General features: G+C 57.2%; 19 protein-coding genes. 7 read left to right on the top strand and 12 right to left on the bottom strand.

The window, feature by feature from the left end; all coding sequences use genetic code 11:
• The first annotated feature begins 32 nt into the window (after window positions 1-32).
• The gene (gene dnaJ / locus PYTT_RS07760; RefSeq protein ID WP_067774493.1) at window positions 33-1,187 is read left to right on the top strand and encodes a molecular chaperone DnaJ; all 1,155 of its coding nucleotides are present in this window, start codon (window positions 33-35) and stop codon (window positions 1,185-1,187) included.
• 7 nt (window positions 1,188-1,194) lie between these two features.
• Window positions 1,195-1,932, top strand: coding sequence for a 16S rRNA (uracil(1498)-N(3))-methyltransferase (locus PYTT_RS07755; protein WP_067774496.1), 738 nt, complete (start codon window positions 1,195-1,197; stop codon window positions 1,930-1,932).
• A 32-nt stretch (window positions 1,933-1,964) separates the two neighbouring features.
• On the opposite strand, the gene PYTT_RS07750 is transcribed toward PYTT_RS07755, so the two are convergent.
• The 11 genes from PYTT_RS07750 to PYTT_RS07700 all read right to left on the bottom strand — a co-directional run bounded on the left by PYTT_RS07750 (window position 1,965) and on the right by PYTT_RS07700 (window position 13,864).
• On the bottom strand, window positions 1,965-3,749 hold the full coding sequence (locus tag PYTT_RS07750) for a hypothetical protein (protein ID WP_141675865.1): 1,785 nt from the start codon (window positions 3,747-3,749) through the stop codon (window positions 1,965-1,967).
• A gap of 170 nt (window positions 3,750-3,919) precedes the next feature.
• A complete protein-coding gene (locus tag PYTT_RS07745) occupies window positions 3,920-4,819 on the bottom strand; it encodes a PEP-CTERM sorting domain-containing protein (protein ID WP_067777235.1) in 900 nt (299 codons plus the stop codon).
• A 308-nt stretch (window positions 4,820-5,127) separates the two neighbouring features.
• Entirely contained in the window at window positions 5,128-6,378 is a 1,251-nt protein-coding gene (locus tag PYTT_RS07740) for a Y-family DNA polymerase (protein WP_067777238.1), read from the bottom strand.
• On the bottom strand, window positions 6,378-6,785 hold the full coding sequence (locus tag PYTT_RS07735) for a LexA family protein (protein ID WP_067777241.1): 408 nt from the start codon (window positions 6,783-6,785) through the stop codon (window positions 6,378-6,380). The genes PYTT_RS07740 and PYTT_RS07735 overlap by 1 nt, the downstream gene beginning before the upstream one ends.
• An 85-nt stretch (window positions 6,786-6,870) precedes the next feature.
• On the bottom strand, window positions 6,871-7,365 hold the full coding sequence (locus PYTT_RS07730; protein ID WP_067777243.1) for a rhodanese-like domain-containing protein: 495 nt from the start codon (window positions 7,363-7,365) through the stop codon (window positions 6,871-6,873).
• Between the two features lie 4 nt (window positions 7,366-7,369).
• A complete protein-coding gene (locus tag PYTT_RS07725; RefSeq protein ID WP_067777245.1) occupies window positions 7,370-8,038 on the bottom strand; it encodes a DUF1573 domain-containing protein in 669 nt (222 codons plus the stop codon).
• A gap of 29 nt (window positions 8,039-8,067) precedes the next feature.
• On the bottom strand, window positions 8,068-8,760 hold the full coding sequence (locus tag PYTT_RS07720) for a signal peptidase II (RefSeq protein ID WP_067777248.1): 693 nt from the start codon (window positions 8,758-8,760) through the stop codon (window positions 8,068-8,070).
• A gap of 34 nt (window positions 8,761-8,794) precedes the next feature.
• Window positions 8,795-11,521, bottom strand: coding sequence for an isoleucine--tRNA ligase (ileS, locus tag PYTT_RS07715; RefSeq protein WP_067777255.1), 2,727 nt, complete (start codon window positions 11,519-11,521; stop codon window positions 8,795-8,797).
• 174 nt (window positions 11,522-11,695) lie between these two features.
• On the bottom strand, window positions 11,696-12,562 hold the full coding sequence (locus tag PYTT_RS07710; RefSeq protein WP_172801788.1) for a LamG-like jellyroll fold domain-containing protein: 867 nt from the start codon (window positions 12,560-12,562) through the stop codon (window positions 11,696-11,698).
• Between the two features lie 36 nt (window positions 12,563-12,598).
• The gene (locus PYTT_RS07705; RefSeq protein WP_141675867.1) at window positions 12,599-13,402 is read right to left on the bottom strand and encodes a PEP-CTERM sorting domain-containing protein; all 804 of its coding nucleotides are present in this window, start codon (window positions 13,400-13,402) and stop codon (window positions 12,599-12,601) included.
• Between the two features lie 276 nt (window positions 13,403-13,678).
• Complete coding sequence (locus PYTT_RS07700; RefSeq protein ID WP_083385509.1) at window positions 13,679-13,864, bottom strand: hypothetical protein; 186 nt, start codon at window positions 13,862-13,864, stop codon at window positions 13,679-13,681.
• A 158-nt stretch (window positions 13,865-14,022) separates the two neighbouring features.
• Between PYTT_RS07700 and PYTT_RS07695 the strand changes: the two genes are divergently transcribed.
• Window positions 14,023-15,411, top strand: a complete 1,389-nt coding sequence (locus PYTT_RS07695; RefSeq protein WP_067777270.1) for an alanine/glycine:cation symporter family protein — start codon at window positions 14,023-14,025, stop codon at window positions 15,409-15,411.
• Between the two features lie 155 nt (window positions 15,412-15,566).
• Here PYTT_RS07695 and PYTT_RS07690 read toward each other — a convergent pair whose 3' ends face one another.
• Complete coding sequence (locus tag PYTT_RS07690) at window positions 15,567-17,057, bottom strand: serine/threonine protein kinase (RefSeq protein WP_067777272.1); 1,491 nt, start codon at window positions 17,055-17,057, stop codon at window positions 15,567-15,569.
• Window positions 17,058-17,215: 158 nt separating this feature from the next.
• On the opposite strand from PYTT_RS07690, the gene PYTT_RS07685 reads away from it, so the two are divergent.
• The 4 genes from PYTT_RS07685 to PYTT_RS07670 all read left to right on the top strand — a co-directional run bounded on the left by PYTT_RS07685 (window position 17,216) and on the right by PYTT_RS07670 (window position 20,071).
• Window positions 17,216-17,818 carry a hypothetical protein gene (locus tag PYTT_RS07685; RefSeq protein ID WP_067777273.1) on the top strand — a complete coding sequence of 201 codons (603 nt, stop codon included), beginning with the start codon at window positions 17,216-17,218 and terminating at the stop codon, window positions 17,816-17,818.
• Window positions 17,819-17,938: 120 nt separating this feature from the next.
• Window positions 17,939-18,268 carry a hypothetical protein gene (locus PYTT_RS07680; RefSeq protein ID WP_067777278.1) on the top strand — a complete coding sequence of 110 codons (330 nt, stop codon included), beginning with the start codon at window positions 17,939-17,941 and terminating at the stop codon, window positions 18,266-18,268.
• 28 nt (window positions 18,269-18,296) lie between these two features.
• Entirely contained in the window at window positions 18,297-19,136 is an 840-nt protein-coding gene (locus tag PYTT_RS07675; RefSeq protein ID WP_067777281.1) for a hypothetical protein, read from the top strand.
• A gap of 95 nt (window positions 19,137-19,231) precedes the next feature.
• On the top strand, window positions 19,232-20,071 hold the full coding sequence (locus PYTT_RS07670; RefSeq protein WP_067777283.1) for a hypothetical protein: 840 nt from the start codon (window positions 19,232-19,234) through the stop codon (window positions 20,069-20,071).
• The last annotated feature ends 83 nt before the right edge of the window (window positions 20,072-20,154 follow it).

Below are 20,154 nucleotides of genomic sequence, written 5' to 3'. Positions count from 1 at the left end.
CACCGGAGCGCACCACCTTTAAACCCACACTCATGGCAGATTACTACGAAGTACTCGGAGTAGCCCGCGACGCGACGGACTCCGACATCAAAAAAGCATATCGCAAACTGGCGATGAAATACCATCCGGACCGCAACCCGGATGACAAAACCGCCGAAGAAAAATTCAAGGAACTCGGAGAAGCCTACGAAGTCCTCTCCGATGCCGACAAACGCGCCGCCTACGACCGCTACGGCCACGACGCCTTCAAAAACGGAGGCATGGGAGGCGCAGGCGGCCCGGCAGGAGGAGGAGGATTCCATGACCCCATGGACATCTTCGCCCAAATGTTCGGCGGCATGGGAGGCTTCTCGGAAGCCTTCGGCCGCGGTGGCTCCGGCCAGCGGCGCTCCGCCAAACGACCGGGAGCCGACCTTCGCTACGACCTCGACATCACCCTCGAAGAAGCCGCCAAAGGCTGCGAAAAAACCCTCGAAATCGAACGCCTCGTCGCCTGCGACGCCTGCTCCGGCACAGGATCGCGCGCCGGCAAAAGCGGCTTCAAAACCTGCCCCACATGCCACGGCCAGGGCGTCATCACCCAGCAGAACGGCTTCTTCGTCCAGCAAAGCACCTGCCCCACATGCCGAGGCACCGGAGAAATCGTCTCCGACCCCTGCCCGAAATGCCGGGGGGAAGGCCGCGTACGAAAAGACACCCAGATCACCATGCGCATCCCTGCAGGCGTGGACACCGGCACCAAACTCCGCTCCTCGGGCAACGGCGACGCCGGCACCCACGGCGGAGCCACCGGCGACCTCTACGTCTTCATCGAAGTCAAAAAACACGACATCTTCCAGCGCGAAGGCCAGGACCTCCATGCCACCATGCCCATCCCGCTGAACCTCGCCATCGCCGGGGGCAAACTCAAAGTCCCCACCCTCGAAGGCCCGGCCAGCATCAAAATCCCCGAAGGCACCCAGTCCGGCACCATCTTCCGCGTCCGGGGCAAAGGCATCAAATCCCTCAAGGGCGGAGCCACGGGCGACCTCCTCATCGAAATCCACGTCGAAACGCCCTCCGGCCTCAGCCGCGACCAGCAGGCCAAACTCGACGAATTCGCCGCTGCGCTCACCCCGGCCAAAAACCAGCCCCAGTATGAGGAATACCTCAGAAAAGCCGCCCGCTTCCTGAAAGACAAAGACTAACCCCCGCATGCCCCGCTTCTACCTGCCGCCTGATGCATGGCAAGCCCCCGCCTGGGAACTCGCGGGGGACGAAGCGAAGCATGCCCTCAAAGTCATGCGCCTCCGCGAAGGCGACACCTGCACCGTCTTCGACGGCAGGGGCCGCGCCGCGGAAGCGCGCATCACCGCCACCAGAGGCAGCTCCGGCCTCCTCCTCGAACCCGTGGCCGACCTCCCCCAGCCCCCGCCCGTCGCAGAAATCACCCTCTGCCAGTCCATCCCCAAAGGCGGCAACATGGAACTCATCATCCAGAAAGCCGTCGAACTCGGAGTCTCCCGCATCATCCCCCTCATCACCGAACGCACCATCGTCCGGCTGAAACCCGGCGAAGCAGAAGCCAAAACCGAAAAATGGCGGCGCACCGTCCTCGAAGCCTGCAAACAATGCGGTCAGAACACCCTGCCGCAAGTCGAACTCCCGATGGACTACCGCGACTTCCTCACACACGCCGGCCTTCCCCCCCTCAAAATCCATGCCGCCCTCACGGACACCGCCCAGCCCCTGCGCACCGTCCTTGAACAGGCCCGCACAGCCCACATCCGGCAAGCCGCCATCCTCGTCGGCCCCGAAGGAGACTTCACCCCTGCGGAAAACGAAGCCGCAGCCGCCCACGGATTCCTCCCCGTCACCCTCGGCCCCATCATCCTGCGCGTCGAAACCGCCACCTTCTTCGCCATCTCCGCCATCCGCTACGCGCTGGACTGATCTGATCGGCGCAGGGTCACACCTCGCATGCGTCAAAACTCCACACGTACAGCTTTCCAACACGAAAATTTGCCATTGTCTTCAATGAGGCGCCATTCCATACTCTGCCCTGTCTTTCGCTCGACTGACTCTTTCACACCCTGCAGAATTTTTGTTGCCTTCACTTGTCCATGGCTGCCCACAAGAAAAACGACTCGATCCGCCAACAATGCCACATAAGGATCTCTCATACCGTGGGCTACTAAAAACGATTTATATGCCGGAGTATAATAAATCCATGCACCACCCACCGGAATCACATTCGTTGTCCTGAATAAATCGCAAGAATAATCCAGCGGAGATTCCGGAAAAAGCATCTCAAGTGGAGCAGCACACACGAAAATCGTATGAGGATGCGCTTGCACATACTCTCGACACGACACTTGGTCTACAGAAGGAGAGGATTCAGAATCCAACAAGTGCACCAAACCGTGACGATCATGGCGAAATACAAATAAAGTTCCTGCCCCCATCACGGCAACCAGTAGGTAAAGCTTCCATTTTTCAATCGCATACGCCGCTTTTCTTGGCAAATACGCCCCCATTCCAATCAAGGCCATCATCACAACCGGAAAATAGACACGATCCAACAATCTGTGTTGTGTTAACAGCAAAAACACAATACATGCAACAAACATCCCATATAAAACAGGAACATGCCATGTTCTCTTAGAGACGAATGCATAGAGGAAACCAGCAAGACACAAGCACACCCATAATGACAAGGCAACAGGTGATTGTCTTATTTTAGACAATTCATTCCATTCTGGCGACAAAATCCCGCGCTTTGCCAACCAATCCAAACCGAATAGACCACGCATCCCAACCTGATGGATCGACACGGCTTGATCCATTTGCCCTGATTCCTCCATTTCTGGCACATAAATAAATGCTTTGAACATATCTATTTGCTCGCGTGTAATCTTGCAGTCACGAGCATAGCGATCATACTTGTCAATTCCGGAATTATCTGCAATATCCTGAATTGAAATGCGTTTTTTCAAAAAACTCAAAGTTTGAACAATCTCTTTATTTTGAACATTCCCTACATAATTGACACCCCATACGCATCCGGCTATTCCCAACAACCCCAATCCGCATATTCCTATCTGTCTCCACATCTTCTTACCTTTATTGCAAACAATCAGAGCACTCAATACTCCGAAGTAAACCAATCCCACATATAAGGAATCGATCCTGATGCATAAAGCAATAAAACACAATATAGCCCCTGCTCCATACCTTTTCCATGCTTTCATCTCTCGGGACGGAAGCAATATAAAGCCCATACCTGCCAGAAGCAACGAGATGGAAACCAAGGTATACATAGGCATACCCAAAAGTATTCGAATACAAAAAAATACCAGCAGAATCAAAATAGTACGCGACCACAAATAAAAAGGCTCCTGCTCCCTTGATCTGGAAAACGCTCTGCTAAAAAACAGAAAACATGATATCCACAGAGAAACGAACAGGAGAATCATATTCGCCAGCATCATCCATGCTGAATGCACAGGTAATATCTGTGCTACCATACTCCACCAATATCCCCACAGATACCCGGAATGCAGCAAATATGGAGAATAACCGCACCCTCCGTTCGTCAGTAGAAACTGCAATTGTATATCGTCATTGTGTAAAATAACAGCACCCTTGCACCAAACGAGCAATCCAGATACTGCACACAACAGGAAGGAACACAGCCACGGATGTCGGGCAATATAGGAATAAAATACCTGTACCCCGTGTTTTGCAGCAGAAAAGACATTCCTGTTCATCCTGCACAAAGTATAAACATCCGACTTCACTGTCAAGAGAATCTCTACCTTTTCATGAAAATATCGTCACCCAAGCGATCGATCATTATTATCGCTGAGTTTCATCGCAAACACAAAAAGCGGGCAATAGTATTACTACTGCCCGCTGAAGGTTTATATTTTTTGATCTCTTAGGCGCAGCGGCGGCGGCGCACAACGAAAGCAAACATGCCGGCCATCCCCAAAACTGCAGTCGAAGGCTCGGGCACAAGACCGGGATTCGCCACGATATAGTGGGCAACGATACCCTTGTTGCCGCCCTCGTCAAACGTATAATACACCTCGCCAAAATGGCGGGCCAGCTCATCCTGATCCGTACTGCCTGCCCATGAAGCGGCTGCCCAGTCGCCCGCGCCGGTCTGCGCATTCAGATTCGTCAGAGCCGCGCCGTTCTCATCCGTAAAGGAATAGATCTGCGCCTCGCGATTCCATAAATCTCCACTCACCAGCGTACGGCTTTGGATCGCATACCCGGTCGCCAGCGTCGTATCGCGAAGCTTCAGACTGCCTGTAATCGTCACCTTGGACGCATTCGTCAAACCCCGATCGTTACCCTGCCCTACCAGCGATCCGGTCAACCCCAAATCCACCACGCCCCCGCCGAAAGCAAGCCCTGTCGCATTATTCGCGCCATTCCAGTAAATGGCCGACAGCGCGCTTTGCGTCGTCAACCTGTTCCGGAACTTGAAACCGTCGCCGGAACCGGTCCATGTATAATTTTTGCCGATCGTCACATTGTACCATTGGCTGGCCCACTGCTGCCCCGTCGTTACATTATCTCCGATCACCGCATCGGCATTACCCAGAAAGATGGAATTCTGACCGATCGTAATCGTCGTATTGTCTCCAATGATAAACCGATTGCCGGACGCATTGAGATCGTTGATGGAACCGGATGCGCCCGCACCGTCCCAATGCGCCTGATCGGTAAACGAAGCGCTCGCGCTATTGCCCGATTTCCATGTATAATCGGCAGCAAATACGGACGGCGACAAACCGCAAATAATGGCAGTAAACAGAATTTTATTCATAGAAAGAATGATGGAACGATTATTATTTAACACAATAGCAGCAGGGCGACAAGACTTTTGTATATAACAAAATTTCGAACACGTCCCGAACCGCCCGGCTACAACCTGCTGACCGTTCACATCCTCCCGATCCGGCGGAAATGCCGGCGCGATTTTGCCATCGCCGCATATGAGCGGCAGCGATTCCTGACCCACGGCACAAGAATGCACGCCACGGTCAGCAGCACATACAGCACCCAGGCAAACCCCAAAATATCCATCCGACGGTTATACCTCCCCTTCGACCCCTTGTCAACTGCCGCGCGATTTCACCGGGCCTCGGGAATATCGCTCCAGCGCGTCGTATAATGGCGGCTCACATACTGCCTGCGCCACGGCTGGGAGACCCCTTGATTCGCAAAATGCACCCGGTGCCCGGCCTGATGCAGGGCATCAAGCGTCTGCATCAGCCGATCCGGCACGGAAACCTTCCCCGCAGAGCCGAACGTAAGCTGCACGCAGTCAGGAGACTGGAACTCACCCAGCACCACGCCGATCTTCTTATAGGAATACCCCGGCTTCCACACGGCATCCAGCAGAGCAACCGCCGCCGCCGTCAATACCCGCGTATCGTCTCCCGGCACATCGAGGCGCACCGTCGCACCGTTGGAATACATCGCCTGCGGATCATCCGCAAAATAGCTCGTCCGCAAGAACACCCCCACACTGCCGCACAGCAGCTTCTCCTTCCGCAGGCCGCGAGCCTCCGACTCCACAAAACGGCACAGCACCTCCCGCAAAGCTTCCTTCTGCCGAATACCATCCTTCAACGAACGGCTGTGAATAATCTGCTTGCGCACATCCCCTTCATCGTCGCCGGAAAAACACGAAACACCGTTCAACTCCAGGTGCAGCCTCTCGCCATGCACCCCGAAGCAGGCACGCAGCCAGGCCATATCCGCCCTCGCCAAATCTCCCGCCGAGCGCAGCCCCAGCGCCCGCATCTTCGGGGCCAGCCTGCGGCCCACGCCCCACAGCTCCCCGGCAGGCACGCCATCCAGAAACGCGAGCCGGCCCTCCTCCGCAGCGAGGGAAAATACCCCCTGCAAGGATGCATCATGCTTCGCCGTCTCATTTGCCAGCTTGGCCAGCGTCTTCGTCGGGGCAATGCCCACACTCACCGTAATCCCGGTCCACCGGGCAATCTTGCGCCGCATGCGCCGTGCAAAATCCAGCCACACCTCCTCCGACCCCTCGCCCACATTCGCAAACGCCTCATCGATACTGTACTGCTCCATCTCCGGGCATTCCTCCTCCAGCAGCGACATCACGCGGCGAGAAATATCCGAATACAGCGCGAAATTTCCGGAGCAGACAACCACCCCGTTCGCATCCAGCACCGGCTTCGCCTTGAAATACGGCTCCCCCATCCCGATACCCAGCGCCTTCGCCTGCGCACTCCGCGCCACGATACAGCCATCGTTATTCGACAACACAACAAGAGGCTTCCCGCGCCAGTCCGGCCGGAAAATCTGCTCGCAGCTCGCAAAGAAATTATTGCAATCGAAAAGAAGGAACATCAGGCGGGGCAGCGGAAAAAGTGAACGACGGAAGTGACGACGCCGAACAGCGAACACTCCACGCCGGGCCGCACCTCGATGGCGGGATAGGCGGGATTCTCCGGCACCAGCCGCACACCGCCTCCGGACTTATCCAGCCGCTTCACCGTAAACTCCCCCTCGAACGCCGCAATCACCACATCGCCATCGCGGGCATCGAGCGCACGATCCACCACCAGCACATCGCCGTCGTGAATACCCGCACCCAACATCGAATCACCCCGTGCGCGCACAAAATACGTCGCCGCCGGATGCCGCACGCACAGCTCATTCAAATCCAGCGTCCGGTCGATGGCATCCTGTGCCGGAGAAGGAAACCCTGCCGCCACGCCTTCCTCGAACAGGGGAATCTGCCCATCATCGCTCATGCCCACAGCATGCCCCTTTTTCCCGGCCCAGTCAAGATTGAGAGAAGATCAGGACAAACAAGGCGTTAACAAAAGCCAACCCCTTTTACTTCAACAGGCGCCCGTCGCGCTTGATCGCATCCCATCCGCCCTCCAGCACGAACACCGGAGCCTCCAGCCCGTACTGGGCCAGATCATCGGCTATCTCCTGCGAAGACGTGCAATCCTGCGCACAGAACACGATAATGCACTCCCCCTGAAACCCGGCCTGATGCAGGCGCGGCATCGCCGCCGCCTTCAACTCCTCGAACTCCGCATCCTTGCGGATGGGGAACGAACGGCCCAGCGCATGCAGCATATACCCGAGATCCCGCTCATGCTCCGCGCTGCGCTTGCTCCGGGCATCCACCCACACGATGCGCTCGCCCCAGTCCTTCAACGCCGTCTCCAGGCAAATATGCCCCTTCGGCAGGCGCGCCTGATCGCAGGGCGGCACCCTGCCCGGCGCAAACCATGCGTACTCCATATAGCAGAGCACGACCGCCACACCCAGAATGATGAGGCCGACACGGACAATCTGGCTGAAGGCATCCCTGACCATGACTTTACTTGCGGGGAGGATTGACACTCAGGAAAAACGACCGCTTCGCATAGCGAGGGTCCTTCGAATCAGTCTTGATCCACAGCGTATTGAATGCCCCCTTCGCGGTACTCTTCGGAGTCACGACCACCCGGTACTTGCGGCCGGGTGCCACCGTCACGGGCTCGTAATCGAAATCGCTCCCCACAAGGCTCACATCCGTCAGCTTCAACGCCACCTTCGGATCAATATCGATCGTGAATTCCTGCACCTTCGGCTTCTGCCCGACCGTCCATTGCAAAGCCTTGGGCTGCACCTTCATCAGCTCGGGAATATCCACGCGCAGCGCGAGCTTCTGCGTCTTGCCGTCCGAAGTCCTCACCTCCACGAACTTCTCGATCTTCCCAGTAAAGGCTCCGAGGCGCATCGTCAGCTCGATCTCGCCCTTCTCACCGGGGGCATACTCCTTCTTGCCGCCCTTCAGCGAGGCATCCGTGCAATCGCACAGCGGCTTCACACGCGTCACCTTCACGGAGGAGTTCCCCGCATTGGAAAAAGAAACGGACGTGCGGATCTCATCCTGCAAAGGCTCCGGGCGCAAATCCAGCGCCTCCTTTTCCAGACGTATTTCCGCATGCAGCGGCAGAACCGCCATACAGGCCATTACGGAAATCAGGGAATGCGGAATCGTCATGGCAGGATGGAATGAAAGTTGAAGGCAGGTTACGGTTCTTCGGGCAGGCGCACGGCCTCCTCCTTCTCCCGCTTCTTGCGGGCATCAAGAATCAGGCTGCCGATCAGGAACAACCCGGCAGCCGTGCAAATACACGCATCCGCCACATTGAAGGCCGGCCAATGGTAGCCGCTCGGCCACGACTCGCCCTTGATCCACGGGAAGGAAACATCGAGAAAATCCACAACGTACCCATTCATGAGATTCTGCAGAAAGGACAAATGTTCACTTCCCGCCAGAAAGAACCCCTGCGTCAGGCGATCCGTCAAATTCCCGAGAATACCCGCCGTGATAAAGGCCCATGCCAGCCGCAGCAGCTTCGTCTCGAAAAATCCCCGGCGGAACAGCCAGAACAGCCCGATCAACGCCACGACCGGAATCATCAGAAACACATAGCTCGACCATGCCGTACCGTTCCCCATACCGAACGCCACCCCCGTATTGTGTACGCGGATAATGTTGAAGGTAAACAGCCCGAAGAAATCCTGCACCACGGGAACCTGTTCGATCACCAGCCCCACGGGAGTGGACAACGGCTCCTTGAAGTCGAACACGATCCACCACTTCGTCGCCTGATCAAGCAGGTACAACACGGCCACGAGAATGACCAGCCCCTTCGTCAGGGACTGGCGGCCGCCTTTCTTCTGGAGATCTTGCATCTCCGGGGATTGCTGGTCGCTCATGCAGTACTTCCGTAAGAGAGTTACACAGGCGGATTCAAGCCATCACATTGGCGCAGCGTTCGCACACGCCATCGGCATCCGTCGGTTCGTAACGGCGGCAGCGCGGGCACATCTCGAAGGGAGACTTCACGGCCGTGGCAGCCAGAGCTTCGCCCGTACCTACTTTCAGATCGGCAATGATGAAGAACTCCGTCGCGAAGGCGCGATCCATCAGCAGGGCAACCACATCTTCGTTCTCGCCGTTCGGCACCGTCAGCTCCACGGCAGCTTCGTTATTCTTGGCAAAGGCCTTGGCCTGCACCTGAGCTTCGATCGCCACCTGAATCACGGACTTGATCTCCTGCAGGCGGTCGAAAATACCCGTCGCCTCCTGAGACTTGAAATCGGCGAACTCCGCCGGAAAATCCTGCTCGTGCACACTTCCCTCGCGTCCGGCATGCTCCCATGCCTCATCCGCCGTATAGGCCAGCACCGGAGCCAGCAGCAGGCAGAGGGAGTGGAACACATGGTACATCGCCGTCTGGGTAGCGCGGCGGCGGCGGGAATCGCGCTCGTCGCAGTACAGGCGATCCTTCGTAATATCCACATACAGAGCGGAAAGATCCGTCGCGCAGAACTGGTTGATAATCGAAAACGCCTTGCGGAAATCATAAGCCTCGTAAGCGGCGCGCACGGAGGAAATCACCTCGTTCAGGCGCTCCATGATCCAGCGGTCCAGCAGAGGCATATCGGCCGGAGCCACGGCATCCGTCGCAAAATCGAAATCGCCGAGATTCGCCAGCAGAATGCGCAGCGTATTGCGGAGGCGGCGGTACGGCTCCGTCACCTGCTTGAACAGATCTTCGCCGAACGGCACCTCATTCTGCCAGTCCACCGAAGCGGCCCACAGGCGCACGATATCCGCGCCGTACTTATCGTAATAGTACACCGCATCGATCGGCTTGCCGCTCTTCGCATCGGACTTCGAAGTCTTCTTGCGCGTATCCTTGTCCACCACGAAACCGTGAGTCATCACCGCCTTGTACGGAGCCTTGCCGCGCCATGCCACCGAAAGCATCAGCGAACTCTGGAACCAGCCTCGGTGCTGGTCCGTCGCTTCCAGATACAAATCGGCGGGAGCGGGAAGATTCGGGCGGCTGTCCAGCACCGCCATGTGCGAACTGCCGGAATCGATCCACACATCCAGCGTATCGCGGCACTTGCGGTACGTCGTCGGCAGGCCGAGACGGCTGCAAAGCTCCTCCTCGGAAAGCTCGAACCAGATATTGGAACCGTGTTCGGCCACCAGATCGGCCACCTTGCGCACGAGAGCGGCATCCAGCACGGCCTTCCCCGCCTCGTCGAAAAACACCGGCAACGGCACGCCCCATGTACGCTGGCGGGAAATACACCAGTCCGGGCGCGCTTCCACGGTACCGTAAATGCGATTGCGGCCCCATGCGGGCAGCCACGTCGTACGGTCGATCTCCTCGAGAGCCTTCGGACGCAGATTCTCCATCGAAATGAAAAACTGCTCCACCGCGCGGAAAATGATCGGCGTCTTGGAACGCCAGCAGTGCGGATACTGGTGCTTGTACGACTCGGTACCGAGCAGCGCGCCGCGCTCCTGCAGCATCTCGATCACGGCCCCGTTCGAATCGAACACATGCTTGCCCACGAGGGAAGGCACGCCCACCTCATCCGTATACTTGCCGTCGTCGTCCACCGGGGAAATCACCGGCAGCCCGTACTGGCGGCCAGCATTATAGTCGTCCGCACCGTGGCCGGGGGCGATATGCACTGCGCCCGTACCCGTATCCGTCGTCACGAAATTGGCCGTGATAATCAGGGAATCCCGGTCAAGGAAAGGATGGCGCGCCTTGCGGTTCTCCATCGCATCGCCCCGGAAGGCCTTCAGCTCTTCGGCCATCGCCCAGCCCGTCTTCTCCGTAAAGGCTCCGACCAGCTCGCGCAGCACAATGAAATTCTTCGTCTCGCCATCCTTCACGAATGCACCGAGCACATACTCAAGCAGCGGATGCAGAGCGATCGCCACATTGGCGGGCAGCGTCCAGGGCGTCGTCGTCCAGATCACCATCGAGGCATCCACGCCTTCCACCTGCTCCACCAGCGGGAACGCCACGAACACCGTCGTACTCGTCTTCTCCTGATACTCCACTTCAGCCTCGGCAAGAGCCGTATGCGCACCGTAGGACCACTGCACCGGCTTGCGGCTCTGGTACACCGCGCCGTCTTCCACCAGCTTCGCGAACAGCCGCAGGATATTGGCCTCGTAACCGGGATTCATCGTCAGGTACGGATTCCTCCACTCGCCGAACACGCCCAGGCGGCGGAAAGAATTGCGCTGAATATCGATATACTTCTTCGCGAACTCCGTACAGCGGCGGCGAATCTCCGCCGGCTCCAGATCGCGGGCCTCCTGCACCACCTTGAACTCGATCGGCAGCCCGTGGCAATCCCACCCCGGCACATAGGGAGCGGCGAACCCGGCCATCGTCTTCGTCTTCAGCACGAGATCCTTCAGAATCTTATTCAGAGCCGTGCCCATATGCACATCGCCATTGGCGAAGGGAGGCCCGTCGTGCAGCACGAAAAGCGGCGCACCCTGATCCATACGGCGCTTCAGAATACGTTCATAGAGCTTGCCTTCCTCCCACTTCTGCAGCCGTACCGGCTCATTCTTCGTCAGGTCCCCGCGCATCGGGAACGTCGTATCGGGAAGGAAAATCGTATCCTTATAGCTCTTCGCGGGCGTGCTCATGCGCGGGATGCTAGCACAGCAACACCCATAAGTCAATACGTGGAAACGGCCTGACAAACCTCCGCAAGCAAAACGAACCCAGCTCCGCACGCACACCGCACCACCCTCGCCGCCAATGAAAAAGCAGGACTCCCCACACGGGAAATCCTGCCCGGAAAATCATACTTTCAGCCGTTACAGGGAACGGCGGCGGCGCAGACCGAAAGCGGCAAAGCCCAGCAGAGCCAGAGAAGCCGTGGCAGGCTCAGGCAGCAGGGCATTCGTACCGTTATTGGCCAGCCATGCAGCATCGTCGGCAGTCAGAGACTTATTCCAGATCGCGAAATCGGAAAACTGCCCGTCGCCGCGCGCCGAAGTATTCTCACCGTTGGCGCCCAGACGGATACTCTTCAGATTGCCGGCCATGCGATTCCATGCCGATGTCGATGTGGCGAACAGGGAACCGTCCACATACAGGGACACGATGCCCGTGGAAGCCACGCTCACCACCAGAGACTGCCACGGAGCGGAATCCAGAGACGAGAGATCGCCAATCGTCGCTCCCGTATGTGCCGTAATGCTCTTCCGGTCGGATGCATACGTCCAGCTCCCGCCGTAGCCCGGAGTCGACACCGTATTGCCCGTAAACAGGAACGAAGCATCCCCCTGCGTACTGCCGGCAAAATAGCTGCAAAGCGACACACCTGCAGTCCCCATATCGCGCACCTTCACGGAAAAAGCCATACCCTGCGACGCATAATTGATACCCGCGCCCTGCAGATTCTCACAGGAGGGAGAATAGAAATTGGCGGCATTGGACACCAGATAACCCTTCCCCTTGTAACCGCCCGTCGCGGAAAACACATTGGCATTCCCCAAACACGGGTTGAACTGGGAACCCGAAGGAGCGATCACCGCACCCAGACGGGCGGTCGCCCCCGAACCGTTCACGACCGTAAAATCGTAATAAACGGATATATCATCCTTGGACAAGGAAGGAGCTGCCGTTGCCACTCCGCCCAGCAGAGTACCGCACAACAGAATATGATTGATGGTTTTCATGGTATAATTATATTGAGAGAATTGTTTAAACGGCATTTACCGAATGCGTCGACGGCGAAAGCCCAATGCGGCAAACCCCAGAACGGCCAAAGCTGCCGCCGCCGGTTCCGGAATGCCCATGGCCGCCTTCACATCATCGAGACTGTCGGAAGCGGCAAACGAATATACATTGAGATTGCCGACCGTGAGATCGTTCGAACTGCTGATGCCATTGGTTCCTCCCGGACCGAAGCCCAGCATGAACCCGCCGAGCACAGCCTGTCCGCTCGAAAGCCCGGTCTCGGCCACCGTCAGAAAATCCCTGCCGTTGCCGAAAGAAAGCTGCTGATCGCCGGCGAACATGTAAATATTGCCACCCCTGTTGACAATGGACAGCTTGAGAAAATCCGCCGTACTCTGCAGGTTGGATGTCGCCGCACGAGTCGTGCTGCTGTATCCGTTCCACCCGTTGCCGGAACAGAGAGCGAACGTATAACCGTCGGCACTATTCGTCGCCGCAAGAGAAAGGCCGTTTGTCGCATTATTGTTCGACGCGAAAATCTTGGCGGCAGTACCGGTCGTATTCTGGAACTTGATATCCATCTGCACGGCCCAGTTCGTCGTCAAATTGTAGGGAGCCGCACCGAAATAATATCCGCCTGCCTCGGCAACATTGGAGTGGATCACCGCCGCGCCATTGGTATAACTCACGGAGGAAGCCTGGCCTTGCATCGTATAACCGTTCTGCGACGTCAAATTGCTGTCGAACTTGTACACATCCGTCAGGGAAACGGCTGCATCAGCACTTGTTGCCACCAGCAACAGAACAACTGTAACAATAGACTTCTTAGGTTTCATCATTTCATGGGGGGACAGATGCACCTGTCCAACAGAAAATACACGGATTTCATATCCTGTGTCAATCCAAATAAACGATATCTTTGATAATATATTTATTATCGCACTGCCTTTTGGTGCGCGCATCCGGAATGCGACGAAATGCCCTCAAACCCTCCTTACTTGTAAAGACGAAAAACAAAGCGGATATGAAATCCGCCACCTGCAAATAGTAAAACGAATATTATTTAAAATAAATCGAATAAAAACACAAACTGAGAATCACGCCGAACCCGCCTCCTACTCGGTCTTTCGGGGCAAAACATACGCCTGGACAATGCAAATGATATGCATCAGAAGCGGAATCAGAATCAGAACAAACCAGCCGAACAGCGCATACAGCCCCGTCACCGTCACAAACCAGAAGACGGCCCAAAGAAAATACCCCTTGTACAACTGCCCGAGACCGGGAATGACAACACTCAAAATTGCAGCTAAAACGGAACCGCTTTCAGATCTCATACCGAGATGACAAACGTCCCCCCTCCATCGTTCAAAAACAGTTACTCCCCTCATGAGGCAAAAAAACGGGGATAAACGCTTGACCATCCGAACCCTGCTCTGCTACGCTCTCCACTCCGACCATGCTTGACCTCCTCGACCACTGGCTCGCCCGCGGCAACCATTACCTGTGGGGCTACCTCCTCCTCTTCGCCCTCATGGGCACCCACCTGTACCTGACCTGCATCCTCCGCTTCCCCCAGCGGCACCTGCTCACCGCCATGAAACTCTATTTCCGCAAGGAAAACAAAAAACATGGCGAAATCTCGCAGTTCAGCTCCCTCATGGTCTCCCTGGCCGCCAACATCGGCACGGGCAACATCATCGGCGTCGCCCTCGCCGTGGCGGAAGGCGGCCCCGGCGCCGTCTTCTGGTGCTGGCTCACAGGATTCCTCGGCATGTCCACCCGCTTTGCCGAAGGACTCATCGCCATCAAATACCGCCGCATCGCCTCCAACGGAGAAATCGTCGGCGGCCCCATGTACGCCCTGAAATACGGCCTAAAAAACCGCTGGCTCGCCGGAACCTTCGCCGTACTCACCGCCATCGCCGCCTTCGGCATCGGCAACATCACGCAGGGCAACGCCGCCGCCAAAGTACTCGAACACTCCTTCTCCCTGCCCACGTGGGGCACCGGCGCCATCCTCACCGTCCTCACGGCTCTCGTCCTCCTCGGTGGCCTGAAAGGCATCGCCCGGCTCTGCTCCGCCCTCGTCCCCTCCATGGCCCTCATCTACATCCTCGGCTGCGCCTGCATCCTCTGGATGAACTGGGAATACATCCTCCCCGCCGTCGAACTCATCCTGAGCAGCGCCTTCACCCCGCAGGCGGCGGGCGGCGGCTTCATCGGCTCCGCCATCATGCTCGCCATGAGCAAAGGAGTCTCTCGCGGCCTCTTCTCCAACGAAGCGGGCATGGGCTCCTCGCCCATCATCTCCGCCCCGGCGCGCACGCCGAACCCCGTCCAGCAGGCGCTCGTCTCCTCCACCGGCCCCTTCTGGGACACCGTCGTCATCTGCACCCTCACCGGCCTCGTCATCGTCACCAGCATCATGGCCCATCCGGACATCTCCTCCATCGACGGCGAAAAACTCACCTACCTCGCCTTCGGCAAAATCGGCGGATTCGGCGCCCACCTCCTCACCATCAGCCTCACCACCTTCGTCGTCTCCACACTGCTGGGGTGGTCCTACTTCGGCGAACGCTGCCTTCAATACCTCGGCGGCACGCGCCTCATCACCCCGTACCGCGTCCTCTGGGTCATCGCCGTCTTCATCGGCTGCGTCACCCCGAAATCGAACATCGTCTGGAACTTCGCAGACTGCGCCAACGGCCTCATGGCCCTGCCGAACCTCGTCTGCCTCATCGGCCTCACCGGCGTCCTCATCGCGGAAACGCGCCATTACCTCTGGCAGCGCCGCCTCGACGAAGTGGACCGCACCCCCATCCCCAAGGACGACGACGGCAAGTAAAACATCCCGACCACCCGCCTCCCGTCCAACAAACGGCCACCCTCCTCCACAAAACGGTCGCGGCACCGCCTCCGCCAAACACAACAAAACACGGAAGCCGCATCATGCGGCTCCGCCAACAACCCGGTCCATCACCGGACCGGCAACCCTCCCTCCTAGCGCGAACCTCCGCTTGTACGAGGCTGCGTATAGCCGGCAGGCGCAGGCACGCCCATACCGCCGCCGCCCTTGTAAACGCGCTGCTTCGGCGCAGGTGCGGGAGCGCTCGGCTCAGGCTCGTTATTGCGCCCGAAAATCAAATAACCCAGCACGAACACCACCACCAGCACCAAAGCCACCTTTGCCATCATCCATGGCATATCGTTCTGTGGCTTCGCAGCGGGGGTATAAGCCGGCTTCATTCCGACGCGGGACGGCACACCCTTGGCAGCCGCCGGAGAGGCGGCAGGGGAAGCGCCCGCAGGCGCATTCTGCTGCTGCGCCGAACGGAAAGACTTCAGGGTAATGCCCTTATTTGTCAACACCGGCTTATCCGGCTTCTCTGATTGATCTGTTGTATCCTTGAACATACGCGGTATATGGTTGGAACCCAATGAACGTGTAGGCCGCTTCACCCCCTGTCCGGCATGCATCGAAGCAACCATCCGGGCAGACACACCGCTTTGCGGAGCTCTGGTAACGGCATGAGCCCCCACGCTGGCACGGGCCAAGGCACGGCTCTTGTGGCGCGCACTCAGCGCCGGCATCATGAACACGCCCTGCGGCTTGCCCAGATAATCGATCCACGCCCGCGCCGTCGGATAACGATCCCGTATCGACGGAGACAAAGCCTTATCCACCCCCACCAAAAGCGGCTGGGGATACAAATCCTTCAAAGCGGGCATCAGCGCCAGCCTCTGCGTACGGTCGCGCATCGACCGCTGATCGCCCGGCTCCGGAATCCTGCCGCTCAACAAACGGTAAAACGTTGCCCCCAGCTCGTACAAATCGGTCCACGGACCGATCTCGCGGCGAAAACCGGGATAAAACTCGGGAGGAGAATACCCGGGACTCACCTGCACCGCCCCTGCATGCTGCAACTCCCGTGAACGCACCGCGCCGAAATCAATCAGCACCGTCTTGCCCTCGGGCGTAATCAGCACATTCCCCGGCTTGATATCGCAATGGTAAATCCCCTGCTTGTGAACCTTATCCAGAATCTCCAGCAAATTCAGCAAAAGCCCCTTGATCTCCTCCGCCTCGTAATGCTGCCCAAGCTCCGCCCGCACATCCGCAATCTCCTGAAGAGACTCGCCCTCCACATACTCCATCGCGTAATAAATCGTCCCGCGCTCAAGAAAATGATCGTAAAACTTCACCACGCCGTCCACATCAAGCCGCTGCAGAGCGCCGATCTCATGATCCGTATTGGCAATACAAGCCGCCAGCACCTGCGCCGACTCACTCGAAACCGGCCTCACATCCCCCTGGGCATCGCGGCACACATGCCCCGTCGGCATACACTCCTTCACCACCACTTGCCTCACTCCCTCTTCATCCCATGCCAGATAGGTAATACCGAACCCTCCCACACCCAACGTACGGGAAACAATATAGCGATCGTTCAGACGAACACCGGCCAGCAAAGGTAAAGCCTCTTCATTCATGACATAGAAAGCAGGGCGCAAAAGACATGCGCAACCGCGATTATTCTACAAAAAAACAACACGAACCGTCAACAGCAAAGCACGACTGTGCAAAACAAAGCCCGCCTCCTCGGGAAAACGACTTGACAAACACCCCGGCCGCACCCTGTAATAACGCCATGTCACGCTATCATGGAGAACAGGTACTCGTCGTCCCCCGCACCGCATTCGACGCCGTCGGCAGCTTTCAGGGCGTAAACCTCGCCCCCGAACAATACCTCCGCGCCTTCCTCCAGCCCGGCATCGCCCACTACATCGACCGCGAACTCGCCGAAAACTCCCCCGAATACAAACAAATCATCGCCTACGCCATCTTCCGCCACAACGGCCGCATCCTCGCCTACACACGCGGCGGATCCGGAGGCGAAGCACGCCTGCACGACAAAATATCCGTCGGCATCGGCGGCCACATCAACCCTGTGGACGGCCTGGCCGACAACCTCGACACCTACATGGCCGGAGTCGAACGAGAAATCCGGGAAGAACTCCGCATCGAAGGAGCCTACACCCAGAAACTCTTCGCCGCCATCAACGACGACAGCAACCCCGTCGGCTCCGTCCACCTCGGCATCGTCCACTGCTTCGACCTCGAAACGGATCAAATCGCCGCCAACGAAACCGCCCTCGCCAACCTCCGTTTCCACACCCTCGAAGAACTCACAGGCCCCTCCTACGAACGCCTCGAAACATGGTCCCAGCTCTGCGTCGACGCCCTCCGCTGACACCCCTCACCCTCCGCAAAACCTCCCTTACAACCAAGCCCGCCCTTGTGACGGACTTGTGACACTTCCTGTCCCCTTGACCCTTGTTCGACACGGGGCAACCCCGCTAGACTGGCAACCATGAAAACATGGCCCCTGCTGCTCTGCACCTGCCTCCTCCTCTCCCACTGCTGGGAAGAACAATCCACCGCCCCTCAACCGGCGGAACAACTTGACACCCTCCGCCCGGCCATCTTCACCACGGGCATCGCCGCCCAGTGCGAAAACCGCATCCGAGCCGACCTGGCGGCACTCCCCCGCGAACAGGAACTCGCACTGGACAATGCCTACTACCACCAATGGGCGCAAACCGCCCAACAGTGGGAAACCATCCTCAAAAAACTGAAACGGCACCAACACCACCAATCCGCCGACCTTCAAGAAATACTTGACTCGCCAGAAACTCCATGACAGCCTGTCATCATAGAAACCAAACCCCATGCACACGCCCGCCATCTTCCTCTTCGCCGCTATGGCAACAGCCGCCCAGGCCGCAGAACAACCGTCTCCCGTATCTCCTCCCGCCGCACCTGCCGGGCAACAGCAGCCCCTGCCCACTTACCTTGATTATTATCACAACCTCTTATCAGGACTCATGGTTCTGAACGGAATTCTGGCTAACGTCAAGGACAAGGAATCTGCCGACCAATCTGCCGAATTTGCCTTCGCCATCTATGAAAACATCAACGAAATCCCACGGTCAGCAGCTCTCAAACACACATCCGAAGAAGAACAACGCCGTGTGGATGCCCTATATTCCGCAGCAAAACAAGCGTTCACACAAAACTTGCAACAACACATCCGCAACATCGTCCTGCATAAAAACTACTCTTCCGACCACATGGGCGAACTCATCGACAAACTCGCGGAAAGCGACTGGGCCGCCGACCATCCGTCCGACTCCTCCGGCCTCCAAACAAACCCCGCCAAATTGCAAAGCGCCGAACAGGAAATGTCCTCCTTCCTCGACCAAACATTGGAACAAATCGAAAACATCAACACCCTCCTGCAAACCGTACACAACACGGTATCTGCCGATCTGGCGGCCGAAAAACTGGCCGCGTTCATGCAGCAAACGGAAGCCCGCAGAGATCAGCTCAGTGAAAAACACGCGCAAACTCCCCCCAATATGGTGGAAAGAATCATACAATCCCGCATGCAACGGATAGAATCCGGCAAGGCAGCCACGAAAGCCGTCCAGAAAAAATTGGAACAGCAAAACTATTACGGTTCCCAAACTCTGAAAAAAGCCCTTCTGAAATTTGCCTACCGATTCTGACCCGCCTCGCGACTGGGTGCTTCACGCACCTCATCAGAAAAAACACCAGCCACATTCCCGACACATAATCCCTTCCTCAAAATCCGCATCATCCCATGAACAAACCCGCCATCTTCCTCCTTGCCGCTATGGCAACAGCCGCCCATGCCGCAGAACAACCGTCTCCCGTATCTCCTCCCGCCGCACCTGCCGGGCAACAGCAGCCCCTGCCCACCTACGACGAACACTATCGGAACACACTGGCAGCGCTCGACTCCCTCAACAGCATCCTCGCCACCGTCAAAGACAAAGCCTCTGCCGATCAAGCAGCGGAACAGGCCTTCGCCATCTATGCCGAACTCAACAAAATCCCCCTGCCGCCCATCATCAAACAGACACCGGAAGAAGAACAACACCGTGTAGAACAGCAATATGCCGATAGAAAAAATGCAACCATGCAACAGTTTCAACAACACATCGGCAATATCTCTGTGTATGAGGGCTACACCTCCGACCGCATGTGTGAATTCATCGTCAAACTGCAGGAAGACCACTGGATCGATTACAACCCGCCCGGATCCGCCAACACGCAAACAGACCCCGCCAAACTTCAAATCCTTGAACGGGAAATCCCCGCATTCTTCGACACAATGTTCGAAGAAATGGAACACCTCAACAGCCTCCTGCAAACCGTACAAAACACCGCATCTGCCGACGCGGCAGCAGAAAAACTGACTGCCTTCATGCAAACAATGGAGACTGCCCGTGATCAGATCATCGAGAAAAACGGAATGCCGCCCCGCGACATGGGAGACCGCATCATGCAACCCCGCCTGCAACGCATGGAAACCATCACCACCGCCACGGAAACCATCCGAAAAAAACTGGAACAGAAAAACTACTACGGCTCCGAAACCCTCAAAAACGCCATTCAAAAATTCTCCCGACTCCTCTGATTACGGCCTGCAACCAACTCCTCCATCCTCCAAAAAACACTTTTTTTTTCGGACGACATCCCCTTTCAAACGTTATTCAACAT

It is taken from the genome of Neoakkermansia glycaniphila (assembly GCF_900097105.1).
Lineage (GTDB): Bacteria > Verrucomicrobiota > Verrucomicrobiia > Verrucomicrobiales > Akkermansiaceae > Akkermansia > Akkermansia glycaniphila.
Note: the sequence above shows the minus strand (reverse complement) of the source record. Positions and strands in the feature narration are given on the sequence as shown.

What these genes read in the sequence shown, in the direction of transcription:
- dnaJ (WP_067774493.1), top strand. Translation starts at nt 33, where the DNA reads ATGGCAGATTACTACGAAGTACTCGGAGTAGCCCGCGACGCGACGGAC.
- PYTT_RS07755 (WP_067774496.1), top strand. Translation starts at nt 1,195, where the DNA reads ATGCCCCGCTTCTACCTGCCGCCTGATGCATGGCAAGCCCCCGCCTGG.
- PYTT_RS07750 (WP_141675865.1), bottom strand. Translation starts at nt 3,749, where the DNA reads ATGAACAGGAATGTCTTTTCTGCTGCAAAACACGGGGTACAGGTATTT.
- PYTT_RS07745 (WP_067777235.1), bottom strand. Translation starts at nt 4,819, where the DNA reads ATGAATAAAATTCTGTTTACTGCCATTATTTGCGGTTTGTCGCCGTCC.
- PYTT_RS07740 (WP_067777238.1), bottom strand. Translation starts at nt 6,378, where the DNA reads ATGTTCCTTCTTTTCGATTGCAATAATTTCTTTGCGAGCTGCGAGCAG.
- PYTT_RS07735 (WP_067777241.1), bottom strand. Translation starts at nt 6,785, where the DNA reads ATGAGCGATGATGGGCAGATTCCCCTGTTCGAGGAAGGCGTGGCGGCA.
- PYTT_RS07730 (WP_067777243.1), bottom strand. Translation starts at nt 7,365, where the DNA reads ATGGTCAGGGATGCCTTCAGCCAGATTGTCCGTGTCGGCCTCATCATT.
- PYTT_RS07725 (WP_067777245.1), bottom strand. Translation starts at nt 8,038, where the DNA reads ATGACGATTCCGCATTCCCTGATTTCCGTAATGGCCTGTATGGCGGTT.
- PYTT_RS07720 (WP_067777248.1), bottom strand. Translation starts at nt 8,760, where the DNA reads ATGAGCGACCAGCAATCCCCGGAGATGCAAGATCTCCAGAAGAAAGGC.
- ileS (WP_067777255.1), bottom strand. Translation starts at nt 11,521, where the DNA reads ATGAGCACGCCCGCGAAGAGCTATAAGGATACGATTTTCCTTCCCGAT.
- PYTT_RS07710 (WP_172801788.1), bottom strand. Translation starts at nt 12,562, where the DNA reads ATGAAAACCATCAATCATATTCTGTTGTGCGGTACTCTGCTGGGCGGA.
- PYTT_RS07705 (WP_141675867.1), bottom strand. Translation starts at nt 13,402, where the DNA reads ATGATGAAACCTAAGAAGTCTATTGTTACAGTTGTTCTGTTGCTGGTG.
- PYTT_RS07695 (WP_067777270.1), top strand. Translation starts at nt 14,023, where the DNA reads ATGCTTGACCTCCTCGACCACTGGCTCGCCCGCGGCAACCATTACCTG.
- PYTT_RS07690 (WP_067777272.1), bottom strand. Translation starts at nt 17,057, where the DNA reads ATGAATGAAGAGGCTTTACCTTTGCTGGCCGGTGTTCGTCTGAACGAT.
- PYTT_RS07685 (WP_067777273.1), top strand. Translation starts at nt 17,216, where the DNA reads ATGTCACGCTATCATGGAGAACAGGTACTCGTCGTCCCCCGCACCGCA.
- PYTT_RS07680 (WP_067777278.1), top strand. Translation starts at nt 17,939, where the DNA reads ATGAAAACATGGCCCCTGCTGCTCTGCACCTGCCTCCTCCTCTCCCAC.
- PYTT_RS07675 (WP_067777281.1), top strand. Translation starts at nt 18,297, where the DNA reads ATGCACACGCCCGCCATCTTCCTCTTCGCCGCTATGGCAACAGCCGCC.
- PYTT_RS07670 (WP_067777283.1), top strand. Translation starts at nt 19,232, where the DNA reads ATGAACAAACCCGCCATCTTCCTCCTTGCCGCTATGGCAACAGCCGCC.